Raw genomic sequence first — 16908 nt, 5'->3', positions numbered from 1 at the left:
ATGAGGAGTTTAAGGTATTATATTTTGGAATTAATGGCTGAGAGAATCGTAGCTGGCGATAAATCCTCTACTCGCCAGTAGCTCAACTGCTGTGCGGCAACCATATTGGCAAGACGCTCCCCTAAGACAACGTAAGAAAAATCTTTTAGAGTAAGCGATAGACGCTGTGTTGTATCAGTCACTGCATCAGAATTTTGCTCTTTGTTTATTATCTTTGATTGGCCATCATTTACGATATTTGACCAATGCTCAAAAGCCGCCGCACTGCTGATTACGACAATTGGCTTTGGCTGCTTTGGTAGGGCAATATCTGACGTAGTACTATGAGTAAGAAATGCTTGTTGCCACTGCTGATATTCAGCCATTGCATCGATAGGCATTGTACGCTCGTACCAAGCAATACTATCGATATGTACACCGCGCGCCTGCAATGTATCAACCAATAATCGTCGTCCACCAAGCCCGCGCCATATCAGCAATTTATCGCCTGCTTGTAAGTTATCAATTTCAGGCATTGCTAGCATGCCTTCGTTATTGGCAGTCTCAGGCTGAAGTATTTGATAGTCTGTTGTATTTATACGCACCTGACTGAACTCTGCCGCCGTTGCTTCACCAACCGCAACCAGAGGACTAGGTAATGATAAACCTTCTGACAATCTCTGCGCATAACTGTCTGTCGTTTTGTATTCGCACTCTTTAAATTCATGTTCAAGTGATTGCCAAGCGACTAGCCCTGAAGCTGCCGCAGTTGGACTGACGATAACAAGCGCTTTGTACTCCCCCGCCATCCACTGACGCATTAATGTAATATCTAGATCAGTTGTTGGACGTGGTCGTAGCGTCAACATTGGCATCTCAATCACTGTCAATCCTGCCGCTTGCAAATGCTGCGTCAACGGTGCTGCTCGCTCTACTGGGCGAGTATTAATGACAATTTGCGGCACGACTTTTAACTTCTCATTAGCATAATTTTTATGAGAAGTTGTGTATGTAGATTGATTTGGCATTGATGACATAGGTATACCATGACAAAAAACGAATGAAAAAGGCTTAAGTATACAAAAATGGCTGATGCTTAGATCAGTCTATCCTGCGATTAATCAAACCTATAGCAACTGTACTTGTACTACTCAGGCTTATAAATGGCTGACAAAATATCTCCTGCGCCATCAGCAAGTAGCATTTCTGCGACATCGATACCCAATTGGTTGGCTTGGGCTTCTTGCTCGGCTTGTGTCCCAACCAACGTAGCTCGTTTGTCCGCCTTCAACAATTCACTACCATCAGCCTGACCCACTCGACCGCGTAGCCACAGCACATTCCCGCTGTCGTTATTGCCATTATCACCATTGTTATCATTATTAACACTGGTTTCTTCAGCTGTCTGCAGAACTGCATAAGCGGCGATCGGTACTTGGCAGCCGCCCTCTAAATGACGGTTCAGAGCACGCTCAGCGATAAGTCGAATACGAGCTTTATCATCATTGAGTGGTGCAAGCAATTTAAGGACTTCCTCATCGCCTTCACGGCATTCGATTGCTAAGGCACCTTGCCCAACTGCAGGTAGGCAAGCTGCAATGTCAAGCTCACCGCGTATTCTCTCGTCCAACTCAATACGTTGCAAGCCGCTCGTTGCCAGAATAATGGCATCATATTCACCTGCATCCAGCTTGCCCAAACGAGTGCCGACATTGCCGCGCAACGTTTTGATTTGCAGGTCAGGACGATAGGCTTTGATCTGGCATTGACGACGTAAACTCGATGTCCCAACGACTGCGCCTTGTGGTAGCTCATCAATACTATTATAAGTATTAGAGACAAAGGCATCTGTTGGTGAGGCGCGTTTACAGTAGACGCCTAATGTGAGGCCTTCGGGAAGCTGCATGGGTACATCTTTTAGCGAGTGCACTGCAATATCGGCTTGTTTATCATACAGCGCTTGTTCAAGCTCTTTTACAAACAATCCTTTGCCACCGATTTTGGCCAAAGGTGTGTCCAAAATCTTGTCACCCTTAGTGACAATTTTCAGTAAATTAATCGTCAGATTAGGATACAACGCCAATAAACGATCGCGAATATGCTCAGCCTGCCATAAGGCTAAAGGACTTTGACGTGTGGCGATATTTAAAGTAGTCAAAACAGGTTGCTGCGGATTGCTCATAAAGGGCCTCAATAAGTTCGATACTAATACTATAATGGCTATAGTCCCTATGTCAGTACTGTTCATCTTTATACTGAATAATATCGATATTACTCGATAGGGTAAATTTGCCAAAGAATAGGCAACTCAAATGATTAATAGTAGATGCTGACGCAAAAAAATACCCCTATTTAAGCATAAATAAGGGTTTGATGATATGGAATGATTGGTCGCTATCAGGACAGCCTATTACATGCTTTGGATTTTATCACGTAAGGCAGGTAAGTGACGACGACTGACCGCTAGCGTCTCATCAATACCTTTAAAACGTATCTGATACTGGCCTGCATCTAGAGTTTCTAAAAAGTCCAAATAACTAAGATTGATAATGGCATTGCGATGTACTCGGAACAGACGATCATCAAATTCTTGCTCTAACTCTTTTAGCGTTTCATCAATCAATACCATGCCATCTTTGTGACGCACTTTGACGTATTTTTGATCTGCTGCAAAATAGTAGATATCTTTTAGTTTAATCAGTTCAACACCGCGATGCGTACGAGCAGCGATATGTTCACGTATCGGACGTGCTGTCGGGTCTTCAAGCTTGCGAATTTCGTTCAGTTGAGCAGCATTTAGGTTCTTTGCTTTGTTTAATGCCTCTAGTAGCTCATCTTTGTTCGCAGGTTTCAACAAATAGCCAATTGCATTGGCTTTTAACGCTGCGATCGCATAATGGTCGTATGCCGTCACAAATATAATCGCTGGTGGATGCTCAAGTTTGTCCAACTCTTGGGCACAGCGTACGCCGTCCATTTCAGGCATTCGGATATCTAATAATATAATATCTGGCTGCTGGGTTTTTACAGCGACGATGGCTTCTGCACCTGTTGTGGCCTGAGCAACGACTTCATGGCCTGACTCCTGTACAATTCTCACCAAGCGCTCACGCGCTAGGGGCTCATCATCACAAACTACGATACGCATGCAAACTCCCATCCAAGGACATACTTAATATTTTTTTCAATAGTATTACGGCTATATTAGCACTCATTATCAATCACTTAGAGTATAAAATCTAAATTATTTAATAAAATTCTGACAAAAACTACCAGTTTTTATAGCGGACAATATACTCCTGCTATCGGTAGATTTTATATGGTGTAATTGTGTTTCACGGTAGTTATGATATTACTTATTCGTAATCATTATTTATCAAACATAAATTATGACGTCTATACATGGCGATGCAATAAGTATGCCACATAGTCTTTTAAGAGTTGAAAAAATGGAGAAAGCTAATAAAGAACAGTAGGTTATAAACCGACGTCTTGTAGAGGATAGTCGATGATGGTGATAATTTGAGTGCTGGCTACCGAGCTTTGAATGTCAGCACTTTGACCAAAATGGGTACGCAAACGATCAGCTTGAATATAGAAATTCATATGCTGGCGCAAATCATGATTGATAATTAGTGTCTTTTTGGGAAGCGCAACATCAATCATGATTTTAACTCTGTGTTGTTCCCACGTGACTTCGATATTAATGCAGATAGTTTCTGTGGTCATCTCTACCACATTGAGCAGTATTTTCTCTAGCACGCTTTGTAGCGTTAGCGCAGTGATTACCATGTCGTACATGATATCTTCTTCAGGTAACTTCCAATTGACTTCGAGCTTGTCTGCTAAACGACTAGATTCGATTGCCAAATAATGCTCACAAAGATCAACCTCTTCTTCAAAGCTAATCTCGCGTGTACCACTAAAACTAGCACGGAACAATGCAGAGACGTGCTGTAATAAGTCAGCGGCTTTGGGCGGGTTCGATTCAATCAGAGATACAAGTGTATTGATAGTATTAAAGAAAAAGTGCGGGACCGTACGGGCTTTTATTAGATCATTTTGCGCAGTCAATTTATATTCAAAGGACAACTTAAGCGCATTAAGCTCACGGTAGCTACGCAAAAAATATAATAAAAATACAGTCGTAAAACCACCCGCCAATACTGTATTGAGCACGATATTTAATACAAACGTGCGACTATCATATGTTAGCCAACCGAAATTAATCATAGATAATGTGACTAACGCCATCGAAACTGCAGCAGCAAACATCAGTAACAGTACAATCCGCATACTTACGTTAAGAATACTGGTATTTTTAAATGCAGGACGTAGGTAGTCAACTAGATAAAGTGATGGGATAACTGTCAGAGTGTTTTGAGTGAAGCTACGTACAAACTGAATCATGACGTCTGACCAAGTGGCTAGACTATGGCGCTCCATTACCGTTAGGAACAATGACCAAAAAAAGATATATGTCAGCCACTGCCAAGGCCTCATGATCTCCATGAGTTTAGGAATAAAAAACTCTAAGCGTGTAGCTAGTAAGGCAACCTCATCATTTGCTATACTCGAGTTCTTATTCTCTTGACTTGTCTTGTACCGATATGAACGCCAATTCTTCAAAACCTAGTAATCCTGAATCAAGTAAAAGTTCATCTGACTCTGATTTTAGCACAGATGCTCCGATAACAAGTACCACAACGCAGACTACGCCTGCTAGTAGCCAAGGCCAACAAATGTGGGGCGGGCGCTTCAGTGAAGCGACAGATAGCTTCGTTGCTGCCTTTACTGCCTCTGTGGGCTTTGACCAGCGCTTTGCTCGTCACGATATTCAAGGCTCGATTGCGCATGCAACGATGCTAAAAGAATGTGACATTTTAACTGCCGATGAAGTTGCCACCATTATTGACGGCTTGCAGCAAGTATTGCGCGAGATTGAAGCAGGTGAGTTTAACTGGTCGATCGCCCTTGAAGACGTGCATATGAACGTAGAGTCACGTCTGACTGACATTGTAGGTGCCGTTGGTAAAAAGCTACACACTGGTCGTAGCCGTAACGATCAGGTAGCCACAGACATTCGCCTATGGTTGCGCGAAGAGACTGATAATATTATTGAGTTATTAGTACGTTTACAAAGTGGTTTACTTGATTTGGCTGAGCAACATACTGACACTATCATGCCAGGCTTTACTCATTTGCAAACAGCACAGCCTGTTAGCTTTGGGCATCACGTGATGGCATGGTTTGAGATGTTGTATCGTGATACCGAGCGCCTCGTTGACGCGCGTCGCCGTATCAATCAAATGCCGCTCGGTAGCGCCGCCCTTGCGGGTACGACCTTCCCCATCGACCGTAAGATTACGGCCAAACTGCTAGGTTTTGAAGGTATTTGTCAAAACTCACTCGATGCGGTTTCAGACCGAGACTTTGCCATTGAGTTTACCTCAGCAGCTTCTATTCTAATGATGCACATGTCACGCATGAGCGAAGAGATTATTCTTTGGATGTCAGCACAATTTAATTTTGTGCAGATACCAGATCGCTTCTGTACGGGCTCATCGATCATGCCGCAAAAGAAAAATCCTGACGTACCTGAGTTGGTACGCGGTAAAGCGGCACGCGTCTTTGGTCAGTTGATGACTTTGCTTAGCTTGATGAAAAGCCAGCCACTCGCCTACAACAAAGACAATCAAGAAGACAAAGAGCCTTTGTTTGATTGCGTTGATACGTTGACAGGTTCACTATTAGCGTTTGCTGATATGCTACCAAATATCACGCCAAACAAAGAAAGTATGCGTGCCGCTACGATGAAAGGCTATGCGACTGCGACTGACTTGGCAGATTACCTAGTACGTCAAGGTGTGGCATTCCGTGACGCTCACGAAGTCGTTGGTAACGCTGTTGCTTTAGGCATCAAAGAGGGTGTTGATCTAAGTGATTTGTCATTGGCACAGCTACAGCAATTTAGCGATGCTATCGGTGAAGATGTCTTCGACTATCTAACGCTAGAAGGCTCATTAGCAGCTCGTGACCATTTAGGTGGCACTGCGCCAAACCAAGTCAAGCAAGCGGTGGTCAATGGCCGTGCTCGCTTAAAAGCCTTTGCTTAATCATTAATTTGCAAATAATAGCCAACTTGCTAATTTAAACTTAACACCCGCTACTTATGCGGGTGTTTTTATTTGTCCTATGACCTCTACTGGTTTGGCCAATGTCATTTTCAAAATATCAATAGCTTTGGAAATTTCAATAAAAAAGTCAAACGTAGTTAGTGTTTGTCATACACCAGCTACCAAAGACTTTATAAAAAATGGATAGAGGCTTGACGATATACATTAGTACCCTTTGCTAAATCTACCAAGACCGTTATCATAGAATCATATGATATTTGATTTAACCACTTAAGATAATGAATAAGGAATGCCTTATGACTGAGACTTTTAACCCTCAAGCAAATACTGTGTTTTGCCGTAAATATAAGCAAGATTTACCAAAGATGCCGCATCCACCCTTCCCTAATAAGAAAGGCCAAGAGCTGCAAGAGACCGTATCTGAAAAAGCGTGGAAAGAATGGCTTGAGCATCAAACTATGCTTATTAATGAGAATCATCTAAGCATGATGGATCCTGCTGCTAAAAAGTTCTTAACAGAGCAGCGTGATAAGTTCTTAGACAATGAAGACTATGAGCGCGCACAAGGCTGGACACCTGAAAGCTAGTACTTACTTGCCTCCTAGTAGCAATATCTAATAATCATAAAAAAACGCGCTTACTATAGCGCGTTTTTTATTATAAGGTGAAAATCACAGTCTTTCTTATCAGCCTTCATCACTATCTGACGTTTCGAGCTCATTGGCTGACAATGTACTAACTTGACGAGCAGCTAAGCGGTCATTGGCTTCTTGCACCGCTTTTTCGACCATGGCATAGTCTGAATGACGCACGTCTTGTCCACTGATATAGTTAATGACTAGCTCTGCGACATTTTGTGCATGGTCACCGATACGCTCAAGCGATCGTAATATCCACATGATATTGATGACTTTTGATACATGGCGCGAGTCTTCCATAATATAGGTCATTAAGGCACGAATGGCTGACTGATATTCGGTATTGACCACGCTATCATTACGCATCACTTCAAACGCTTGTTCCGCATTCGATTGACTAAAAGCTTCTAGCGAGTTGTTTAGCATCAGACGAACTTGATTGCTCAAGTGCTGAACCTCAGCATAGCCGTATGCTGATTTGCCTTCTGCCGCTATTTTACTGGCCATTCGCGCAATTTTTACCGCTTCATCACCGATACGTTCCAAATCAACCACACCTTTACTAATCGACATGACTAAACGCAAATCACTGGCAGCTGGCTGGCGTTTGGCGACCAATAATAAAATGTGCTCGTCGAGTTCGACCTCCATTCGATTGATATCGAAGTCCATATCGATGACTTCTTGCGCCAGTGTTTCGTCTTTATCGATCAGAGCGTGAATGGCTTTGGCCACTTGGTTAGCCGCGCTATCACCCATGTATAAAAATAAACGGATGGCTTCATCAAGGTCTTGGTCAAAACTTTTGGAGATATGCTTATCACTTTGCATAAGAGGTATTCCCTAGAATCTATATTTTAATAGCGCAGTGTGCCTATGAAGTTAGAAAGTCGGCTTATGACATACTAGTCAGCGTTGTCTGCTTGTACCGACTTCAATCTCAATCAATATTAGCCATAACGACCTGTAATATAGTCTTCTGTCGCGGTTTGGGTAGGTTTGGTAAATATCTGATCGGTCTCACCCATTTCAATCATGTCGCCCAAATACATATAGACCGTGTAGTCAGATACGCGTGCTGCTTGCTGCATATTGTGAGTGACGATAGCGATGGTATAGTCGTTTTTCAGATCTTCGATCAAATCTTCGATAGCACCCGTCGAGATAGGATCCAGTGCTGAGGTCGGCTCATCAAGCAACAGCACTTCAGGCTTGGTCGCCACACTACGGGCGATACACAGACGCTGCTGCTGACCACCTGATAACGACAGTCCTGATGCTTTTAGCTTGTCTTTCACTTCTGGCCATAGCGCCGATTTTTTTAGTGCCCACTCCACGCGATGATCCAGCTCGTCTTTGCTGAGCTTTTCATAGAGTTTGACACCAAAGGCAACATTGTCATAGATTGACATCGGGAACGGCGTTGGCTTTTGAAATACCATACCGACCTGCGCGCGTAGCAAGTTGACATCTATGTCTTTGCCCAAAATATTGCGCCCATCAAGGTTGATAGCGCCCTCTGCACGCATTCCTGGATACAGATCATACATGCGGTTAAAGGTACGTAGCAGCGTCGATTTGCCGCAACCTGATGGACCAATGAACGCCGTTACTTTCTTTTCTGCGATATCGATATTGATGTTTTTTAATGCCTGAAAATCATCGTAGTAAAAGTTTAGATCGCGGACTTCCATTTTTGCTTTGGGCATGTTTTTGGGGATATCATGAATGCTTTGCTTAGTGAAGTCAGCAGTATTGGGTTGCTGCGATTGCGCACTATGAGACGTGGTTCTATTTAACAAGCTGTCTGTTGTACTGTTAAGGCGATCAGCCGTTGTTTCTGTGCGGGCTTTGCTTACGACATCATTCATAATATTATCCAACCTAGCTTAGTGTATTTCGTATAAATATAAGTAAATACTTGGTATCTTTGCAGCGATATCTGTCTTTATTTGACCTGACCGCGATTGCCAATAAATCTTGCCAAAATATTCAATACCAAGACCGACGCTGTGATCAGCAGCGCGGCTGCCCATGCCAGTGTGTGCCAATTATCATAAGGACTCATCGCAAACTGGTAAATGGTATTGGGTAAGTTAGCAATAGGCTGACCCATATCTGTACTGAAGTATTGATTGTTAAGTGCGGTAAATAGTAACGGCGCTGTCTCACCAGTGATTCGAGCAAAGGCCAGTAGCACACCTGTGGTCAGTCCAGCTCGTGCAGCTTTTACCGTAACCTGAGTGACCAGTTTCCATTTAGGAGTACCTAGCGCATAAGCTGCTTCGCGTAGACTATTAGGTACCAAGTTCAGCATGTTTTCTGTCGTACGCACGACCACTGGAATAACAATCAGCGCCAATGCCAACGCGCCCGCCCAACCAGAGAAACTTTGACCTTTTACCATCAGCGCATAGATAAATAGACCGATGACAATCGATGGCGCTGACAATAGAATATCATTTAAAAAGCGAGTGACCTTGCCCAGCATACTGCCTTTAGAAAACTCAGATAAGTAAATACCTGTCATAAGACCAATAGGTGCACCGATAAACAAGCCTGAAAACGCCAACATGACCGAACCAACGATAGCATTACGTAAGCCGCCTGCACTCATCGGTGGCGGCGTATCAGCGGTAAAGATTGGCAACTGCACCATGCCTTGGAAGCCTTCAACAAACAAAGTCACCAAAATCCATGATAACCAAAAGAGGCCAAAAATCATCGCTGACATGGCAAAGCCTAGACCTAACTTGTTGGTCAAACGACGCTTGTTATACAGGCTTTGATTGTAGCGGGTAGCGCCGTTTGGCTTAGTAGGTAGTGGTGCATTGATCGTATTGTTAGCAGGCATAATATTTATTTCCCATATCTTTTATCAATATCTATCAAGGTTCAATAAATCGGTAACAGACTTATCGGTTACCTGCTTTGTGATCCATGCGCATGAGCATCAGTTTTGCTAAAGACAGCACAATGAAGGTGATGACAAATAAGATTAAGCCTAGATGTAGTAAAGACGCAAGATGTAGCTCACTAGATGCTTCAGCAAACTCATTAGCCAAGGCCGAGGTAATCGTCACACCAGACGTGAATAGGCTTGGACTGATATTAAACGCATTACCAATCAAGAAAGTAACTGCCATCGTCTCACCCAATGCACGACCAAGACCCAAAATTACGCCACCAACGACACCAGCTTTGGTATAAGGCAAGATAATCTTGAACATGACTTCCCAAGTCGTCGCGCCCATGCCATATGCTGACTCTTTCAGTAAGTCTGGTACGACAGAGAAAACATCGCGCATAGTAGCGGCGATGAACGGTATGATCATAATGGCAAGTACTAGGGAGGCGGTAAACATACCCAGTCCCATAGGCGCACCTGCAAACAGCTTACCGACAATAGGCAGAGGGCCGACGTGCTCAATAAACCATGGCTGAATGTGATCACCAAAAAATGGCGCAAATACGAATAATCCCCACATACCATAAATGATAGATGGGATACCAGCCAACAACTCAATGGCGATACCAAGTGGTTTTTTGAGGAACTTAGGGCACATCTCGGTTAAAAATATCGCAATACCGAAACTGACTGGAACCGCGATAACAATAGCGATAAATGACGTGACTAAGGTGCCGTAAATAGGCGCTAATGCCCCGTATTCATTGGCGACTGTATCCCAGTTATTACTGGTATAAAATCCCAAACCAAACTCTTGAATACTCGGCCATGCTCCAACAATTAGAGACACCAAAATGCCCCCTAAAGATAGGAGGACGAGTATGGCAAACGCTTTAGTAGAGTTGACAAATAAAGCGTCGTAACGTTTTTGTTTAGCCAGTTGGGACCTTAAGTCTGTCATAAGTGTCTCAGCATTGAATGGGATGAATCGAAATATTAAAAAGATGTATCTCAGGTTTTAACACAACAAACTTAAATGGGATATGTAAGCATATTTATCGAGATGTATTCATCAAATTTGCTGTGTTAAAACCTCTCAAATAACTACCGGAGAATAGTTATTCGAGAGGATAACTTGTCGGTTGCTAAATAGTATTTAGCAGAAACAAATTACTGAGCTGGCTTGTAGACAGGCTGTCCATCACTACCTTTCACTTCGTTCCACTTCTCTTTAAACAAGGCTACTGCCGTATCAGAGAATGGTACGTAGTCTAATTCCATGGCGCTGTCATCACCTTGGGTATAAGCCCAGTCAAAGAAGTTCAACACGCCAGCGACTTGCTGAGGATTTTCTGGTTGCTTATGTACCAAGATAAAGGTCGCAGCAGCGATAGGCCATGCTTGGTCAGTTTCAGAGTTGGTGATGACCTTATAAAAGCCTTCTTGTTGTGACCAATCGATATCACCTGCCGCAGCAAACGTCTCAGCAGATGGCTGTACGATGTTACCAGCTGCGTTTTTCAGCGCAGTATGTGACATCTTATTCTGCTTAGCGTAAGCATACTCAACATAACCGATAGAGTTTTTCATACGGTTGACGTAGCTTGATACGCCTTCGTTACCTTTACCGCCTGCACCAGTAGCAGAAGTCGGCCATTTGACGGTTTTATCAACACCAACGGTGTCTTTCCAGTCTGGTGAAACCTTGGCAAGATAGTCAGTAAAGTTAAACGTCGTACCTGAACCATCTGAGCGGAATACTGTTGTGATTGGGGCATCTGGCAAGGTCAAATCTGGGTTCATCGCCTTAATCGCAGGGTCATTCCAGTTACTGATTTTACCCAAATAGATATCAGCCAACGTTGTGCCGTCTAGCTTCAGTGCACCAGGCTCAACGCCATCAATGTTGACGATTGGTACAACACCACCGATGACTGTTGGGAACTGAATCAAACCTGCTTCGTCTAACTCTTCAGGCGTCATCGGTGCATCAGAAGCACCAAAGTCTACTGTCTTTGACTGGATTTGTTTGATACCACCAGATGAACCAATCGACTGATAGTTGACTTGGCCGCCGGTCGCAGCATTGTAGTCATATGACCATTTCGCATAGATAGGCTGCGGGAATGACGCACCTGCACCTGTAATATTCATAGCGATATTTTCAGCAGATTTAAAATCTGACGTAGCAGAAGATGCTGTCTGAGAGGTTGTTTCAGCTGTTGTCACAGCGCTACTGCTAGTATCAGCAGTTGGCTCCGCCGTATCTGTTGACTTATTACACGCCGTAAGCATTAATGTACAACTGACGGCCACTGCTAATAACGAATAACGCATGTAGGACTCCTGAAGTTTAACAACGGTATAAAAAAGCATTGCTTGTGATATGCGTGTTATCTTGCCAAATCTTTATGACAGTTTAATGACAACTTCTAGAATCCTTCATTCGCTTTACATAATATTTGAACAATTTGTCTACAACCTAGTAATACTAAGTACCCTCATCTATCAACACTCAAAAAAATTATTCACGAAAATATTGAACCGTGTGTTTGACACAGAATATTTGTATCCAAATACTATTAGCCGTTGGTAGAGAATTTTGTTAGTATGAAGGCTGATTTACAACACTGACAGACTCGGGGTGCGGTGTATTTTTGGCTCACTTTATTAAACTTGCTTTATCAAAGTAGTCGCCTTGATACATTCGCTGAGAGATCACCCGCCGAACCTGATGCGGTTAGTACCGACGCAGGGAAGTCTTAAGCACTTTGTTATTTATGACAAAGGGCGCGTAGAAATACATTTTTATCGTCACTATTGTCTTAATATGCGTAATGCATAAACAGATAAGAAGAGATGATATAAAGCTGCGTCCAATATTTGATGATCACCATGCGCGACGATACTTTTTGGTCGAAGTTGTGGGTTCATGATATAAATTTGTCTAGATGATGGATGCCTACCCCCGCAGATACTGGCGGTGTTGATTTTATTCAAAAACCAACACGCTAGGACAGCATATGACTACTGCAGACACTACCTCAATTGCACCGAAAGCCCAAACGCATAACCCAGCCGACAACTCAACGCTTGCTTCAAATGCTGCTGACACGACCAAAGTCAAAGCAGATAAAAAAGCAGATGCGTTAAAAACCCCTGCTCACCGTGCCGCAAGTGATGCCCGTTTCGAAGAAGATGCGCGCGACTTGCACCGTATTTTACCCGCCTCAAGAAAAGTCTATCTCGAAGGCTCAAGACCTGACATCCAAGTACCGATGCGTGAAATCAGCTTGGCTGATACACCTGTAGGCGGTACGGGAGATAAAGACGGTGAGCATAATCCACCGTTTTATGTGTATGACACCTCAGGTGTATATACCGACCCTAATGTCGATATCGACCTAACACGTGGATTGCCAAAGTTGCGTGAAAGCTGGATCGCGGAACGCAATGATACCGAGCAATTAAGCGGCCTATCTAGCTCATACGGACAAGCGCGTGCGCGTGATATCAGCACTGCTAACCTTAGATTTGCCCATATTGATAAACCGCGTCGCGCCAAAGCAGGACAGAACGTCACGCAAATGTACTACGCGCGCCGAGGCATCATCACCCCTGAGATGGAATATATCGCCATACGCGAAACGCAAAAGCAGCATGAACTGACCGATATGCGTCAACACGATGGCGAAAGCTTCGGTGCCAATACGCCTCAAATCATCACCCCTGAATTTGTCCGTGATGAAGTGGCGGCTGGACGCGCAATTATTCCAAACAACATCAACCACCCTGAATCTGAGCCGATGATCATCGGGCGCAATTTCTTGGTGAAAATCAATGCCAATATCGGTAACTCAGCGCTGGGCTCGTCTATCGATGAAGAAGTATCTAAAATGACGTGGGCAACACGTTGGGGTGCGGATACCATCATGGATTTATCAACGGGCAATCACATTCATGAAACCCGTGAATGGCTAATCCGTAACTCTCCTGTGCCGATTGGTACGGTACCGATTTATCAAGCATTAGAAAAAGTCGATGGCGTCGCTGAAGATCTTACATGGGAGATATTCCGTGATACGTTGATCGAGCAAGCAGAGCAAGGCGTAGATTACTTTACTATTCACGCTGGCGTGCTATTACGCTATGTGCCGCTCACCGCAAAACGTCTGACAGGTATCGTCTCACGCGGCGGCTCTATCATGGCGCAGTGGTGTTTAGCCCATCACAAGGAAAGCTTTTTATATACGCATTTCGAAGACATCTGCGAGATTATGAAACAGTACGATGTAGCATTTAGTCTAGGTGATGGCCTACGCCCTGGTTGCTTGCAAGATGCCAATGATGAAGCGCAGTTCGGTGAGCTACGTACGCTTGGTGAATTGACCAAAGTGGCATGGGAGCACGATGTACAGGTAATGATCGAAGGCCCTGGACACGTCGCGATGAACCGCATCAAAGAAAACATGGACTTGCAGCTTGAGCTATGTGCTGACGCGCCTTTCTATACTTTAGGGCCATTAACGACAGACATCGCTCCAGGCTATGACCATATCACTAGCGCCATCGGAGCTGCGATGATTGGTTGGTTTGGTACAGCGATGCTATGCTATGTCACGCCAAAAGAACACTTAGGCTTGCCAAATAAAAAAGACGTCAAAGACGGCATTATTACTTATAAAATCGCTGCACACGCTGCTGACCTTGCTAAAGGTCATCCAGGAGCACAAGCACGTGACAACGCGCTATCTAAAGCCCGTTTCGAATTCCGCTGGGATGATCAGTTCAACCTAGCGCTCGATCCTGATACTGCACGTGAATATCATGATGAGACGTTGCCAAAAGACGCACACAAATCGGCACACTTTTGCTCCATGTGTGGCCCTAAGTTTTGTTCAATGAAAATCACTCAAAACGTGCGTGAATATGCAGCAGGACTAGATAAAGCTGCTGCCAACCAAAAAGTAACGCCGCAAACAGGCGACTTAACTGACGCTGGTCATCTAATCAAAGAGGTAGATACAGAGCTCGTTGGACAAGTTGGTGAAGCCACTGCTGAGGAAATTCGCCAAGGCATGGCGGAGATGACTAAGAAATATAACAACGAAGGACGCCAGTTATATAAAGAGGTGTAGTGTTAATAACCTATGCTTTTGAAATAAGAAAAGCCCTACTATTTAAGTATTTGCACACTTATCTAGTAGGGCTTTTTTGCTTATTTACTCATGATTTATGTGCGAGTTTTTATTTACTACGTTTACACTTTCGACGCTTCATAAATCTCTTCAATTGACGTATTAATGGTTTCAGCAAACTCGCTATCACTTTGTTGCTTACTCAAGCCTTCAGTAAAGGCACGCGAGAAGCTCGCAATCATACCTGGGTTTTGTTTAAGCTTGGCACAAGCATCGCTACGACTATAACCACCAGATAACGCCACAACTTTTAACACTTTAGGATGGTCAATCAGCTCCTGATAAAACCCTGCCTCTTCTGGTAACGTCAGCTTGAGCATCACTTGATGTTCGTCACTTAAGCGTTCCAGATTGCGCAGTATATCTGTCTTCAACAGTAACTCGCACTCATGCTTTTGAGTGCTTTCAATATTGACCTCTGGCTCGACGATAGGCATCAAACCTTTTGAAATAATTTGCTTAGCCACATCAAACTGCTGCTGTACCACAAGCTCGATACCATCGACATTTGGCTCATAGATGACTGAGCGCATTTTAGTACCGAATACGGGATAGTTTTTTGCTTTGTCTAATAATAGATCTAGATTCGGGATTGGCTTCATAATTTGTACGCCGCTCATTTGCTCAGCCAGACCTTTGTCTACCTTTAAAAATGGTACGATATTTTTATCTTCCCATAGGTAATTGGCCGTCGACTTACCATTGACTTCGCGCTCCATAGTGTCTTCAAACAAAATTGCACCAAGTACACGATCACTATCAAAACAGTCACACGTCATAATACGAGCACGCATTTCATGAACCAAATCAAACATGGCCTCATCATTATCATAAGCATCGCTGCTGACACCATAAGTCTCTAACGCTTTTGGTGTGCTGCCACCACTTTGATCAAGAGCAGCAATAAAACCTGAACTATTTTTTATACGCTGTAATTGCTTATCGTATTCCATTGAGCCTGCATCCTATTTTTATTGGTTAAATTAAATATCATAAACTAAGCTTTTTTATTCCATACAAGCCGTGTTATTTGTAGATAACCTTATCATAGGATGATTTGTATGCCTATATAGGATACGTGACAATATAGCCAAAAAATCATGAAACCAATACTTTTAGACAATGCGCATTACGCCAAAAATAGTACCCCTACACAGCAGACTGCCAATACTAAGCCTACTATATTGATACGGTTTAACTGCTCTTTAAATACACCTACGCCAATCAATGTCGCTACGGCAATAACACCGACATTCATACCAGTAAAGACGATGCTAGGAGAATCATGCAGCACTTGGTGTGCCCGTACATAGGCGTAGATATTGCCCATGTTTAGTGCACCAAGCAGCAAGCCTGTCATAAGCGCTTGTTTTTGCCAACGTACCCGTGTGATAAGTAAATAGATTAGAAGCAATAAACCTGCTACGCCGAAGCTAACCAGTAGAGTCAATGGAAAAGCTGCTCCTTGTTTGGCAACTTGTTTGAACAAAATATCAATAATGCCGTAGCCTGCCCATACCCCGAATAACCACAGTGGCGTATGCTTTGCTTGGCGAGTAATATCGTTATACTGTGGTCGATAGACAAGTGCACCTAATGCCAAAAATCCTAACGCCAATCCAAGTATACGTGTACCAGTCAGCACCTCACCGAATAGCAAAAAAGCCGCTACGATAGGAATGATAAGTGATAAGCGCTGAGAGGCGTCGGTTGCTACCATCCCCACCGCTTCAATAGCCCGTCCCAGAATGATAAATACGGCAGGTAATAGTATCCCAAGCGCGATGATGATGCCCCAAGCGCTATCAAGCGCATGTATGGCCCCTATATCAGGTTTTAGTAATACCCAAGTCAGTAAAAAAGCCACAGGATAGCCTGCCACGATGGTCTGACGAATATCTATATTTTTCTGGCGCAATATTTTCAAAAGTATGGAGACGGCGACGCTACATAGCACCGCTATTATTAAATACATCATTCACTACTACCTTTTGAACTTCAATGTTGAGTTATTACTGTTCGTATATTAATAAAAACCATTAAATAAA

Annotated in this window: 14 protein-coding genes and 1 riboswitch; of the genes, 3 read left to right on the top strand and 11 right to left on the bottom strand. The window is 43.5% G+C overall.

The features are described 5' to 3' along the window. Nucleotides 1-17: 17 nt before the first annotated feature. From QO187_RS08405 to QO187_RS08390, 4 genes are all read right to left on the bottom strand, one after another. A complete protein-coding gene (locus tag QO187_RS08405) occupies nucleotides 18-1016 on the bottom strand; it encodes a uroporphyrinogen-III synthase (RefSeq protein ID WP_371547984.1) in 999 nt (332 codons plus the stop codon). A 110-nt stretch (nucleotides 1017-1126) separates the two neighbouring features. After that, nucleotides 1127-2161, bottom strand: a complete 1035-nt coding sequence (gene hemC, locus QO187_RS08400; protein WP_371547982.1) for a hydroxymethylbilane synthase — start codon at nucleotides 2159-2161, stop codon at nucleotides 1127-1129. A 228-nt stretch (nucleotides 2162-2389) separates the two neighbouring features. Next, nucleotides 2390-3127, bottom strand: a complete 738-nt coding sequence (locus QO187_RS08395) for a LytR/AlgR family response regulator transcription factor (protein ID WP_371547981.1) — start codon at nucleotides 3125-3127, stop codon at nucleotides 2390-2392. Nucleotides 3128-3456: 329 nt separating this feature from the next. Beyond that, a complete protein-coding gene (locus QO187_RS08390) occupies nucleotides 3457-4482 on the bottom strand; it encodes a histidine kinase (protein WP_371547979.1) in 1026 nt (341 codons plus the stop codon). A gap of 239 nt (nucleotides 4483-4721) precedes the next feature. Between QO187_RS08390 and argH the strand changes: the two genes are divergently transcribed. Both argH and QO187_RS08380 read left to right on the top strand, forming a co-directional pair. Then, nucleotides 4722-6095 carry an argininosuccinate lyase gene (argH, locus tag QO187_RS08385; protein ID WP_371548013.1) on the top strand — a complete coding sequence of 458 codons (1374 nt, stop codon included), beginning with the start codon at nucleotides 4722-4724 and terminating at the stop codon, nucleotides 6093-6095. A 317-nt stretch (nucleotides 6096-6412) separates the two neighbouring features. Then, a complete protein-coding gene (locus QO187_RS08380) occupies nucleotides 6413-6703 on the top strand; it encodes an oxidative damage protection protein (RefSeq protein WP_057757820.1) in 291 nt (96 codons plus the stop codon). A gap of 99 nt (nucleotides 6704-6802) precedes the next feature. Here QO187_RS08380 and phoU read toward each other — a convergent pair whose 3' ends face one another. The 5 genes from phoU to pstS all read right to left on the bottom strand — a co-directional run bounded on the left by phoU (nucleotide 6803) and on the right by pstS (nucleotide 11999). Next, entirely contained in the window at nucleotides 6803-7585 is a 783-nt protein-coding gene (gene phoU / locus QO187_RS08375; RefSeq protein ID WP_102078266.1) for a phosphate signaling complex protein PhoU, read from the bottom strand. A 119-nt stretch (nucleotides 7586-7704) separates the two neighbouring features. After that, nucleotides 7705-8625, bottom strand: coding sequence for a phosphate ABC transporter ATP-binding protein PstB (gene pstB / locus QO187_RS08370; protein ID WP_102092673.1), 921 nt, complete (start codon nucleotides 8623-8625; stop codon nucleotides 7705-7707). Between the two features lie 77 nt (nucleotides 8626-8702). Then, a complete protein-coding gene (pstA, locus tag QO187_RS08365; RefSeq protein WP_102092672.1) occupies nucleotides 8703-9608 on the bottom strand; it encodes a phosphate ABC transporter permease PstA in 906 nt (301 codons plus the stop codon). Between the two features lie 61 nt (nucleotides 9609-9669). Beyond that, nucleotides 9670-10623, bottom strand: a complete 954-nt coding sequence (gene pstC / locus QO187_RS08360) for a phosphate ABC transporter permease subunit PstC (protein ID WP_102092671.1) — start codon at nucleotides 10621-10623, stop codon at nucleotides 9670-9672. 209 nt (nucleotides 10624-10832) lie between these two features. Then, complete coding sequence (pstS, locus tag QO187_RS08355; RefSeq protein WP_057757805.1) at nucleotides 10833-11999, bottom strand: phosphate ABC transporter substrate-binding protein PstS; 1167 nt, start codon at nucleotides 11997-11999, stop codon at nucleotides 10833-10835. Between the two features lie 293 nt (nucleotides 12000-12292). Then, nucleotides 12293-12437, top strand: a riboswitch (TPP riboswitch). A gap of 248 nt (nucleotides 12438-12685) precedes the next feature. Between pstS and thiC the strand changes: the two genes are divergently transcribed. After that, a complete protein-coding gene (thiC, locus tag QO187_RS08350) occupies nucleotides 12686-14800 on the top strand; it encodes a phosphomethylpyrimidine synthase ThiC (RefSeq protein WP_228153128.1) in 2115 nt (704 codons plus the stop codon). A gap of 122 nt (nucleotides 14801-14922) precedes the next feature. Here the strand turns inward: thiC and QO187_RS08345 are convergent, their stop codons facing one another. Both QO187_RS08345 and QO187_RS08340 read right to left on the bottom strand, forming a co-directional pair. Beyond that, nucleotides 14923-15813, bottom strand: coding sequence for a fructose bisphosphate aldolase (locus QO187_RS08345; RefSeq protein ID WP_102092670.1), 891 nt, complete (start codon nucleotides 15811-15813; stop codon nucleotides 14923-14925). Between the two features lie 176 nt (nucleotides 15814-15989). Then, nucleotides 15990-16838, bottom strand: coding sequence for a hypothetical protein (locus tag QO187_RS08340; RefSeq protein ID WP_102092669.1), 849 nt, complete (start codon nucleotides 16836-16838; stop codon nucleotides 15990-15992). Nucleotides 16839-16908: the final 70 nt, after the last annotated feature.

This window comes from Psychrobacter sp. Arc9 (assembly GCF_041431295.1).
GTDB lineage: Bacteria > Pseudomonadota > Gammaproteobacteria > Pseudomonadales > Moraxellaceae > Psychrobacter.
The sequence above is the reverse complement of the archived record's forward strand: the minus strand, read 5'-3'. Positions and strand labels throughout refer to the sequence as shown.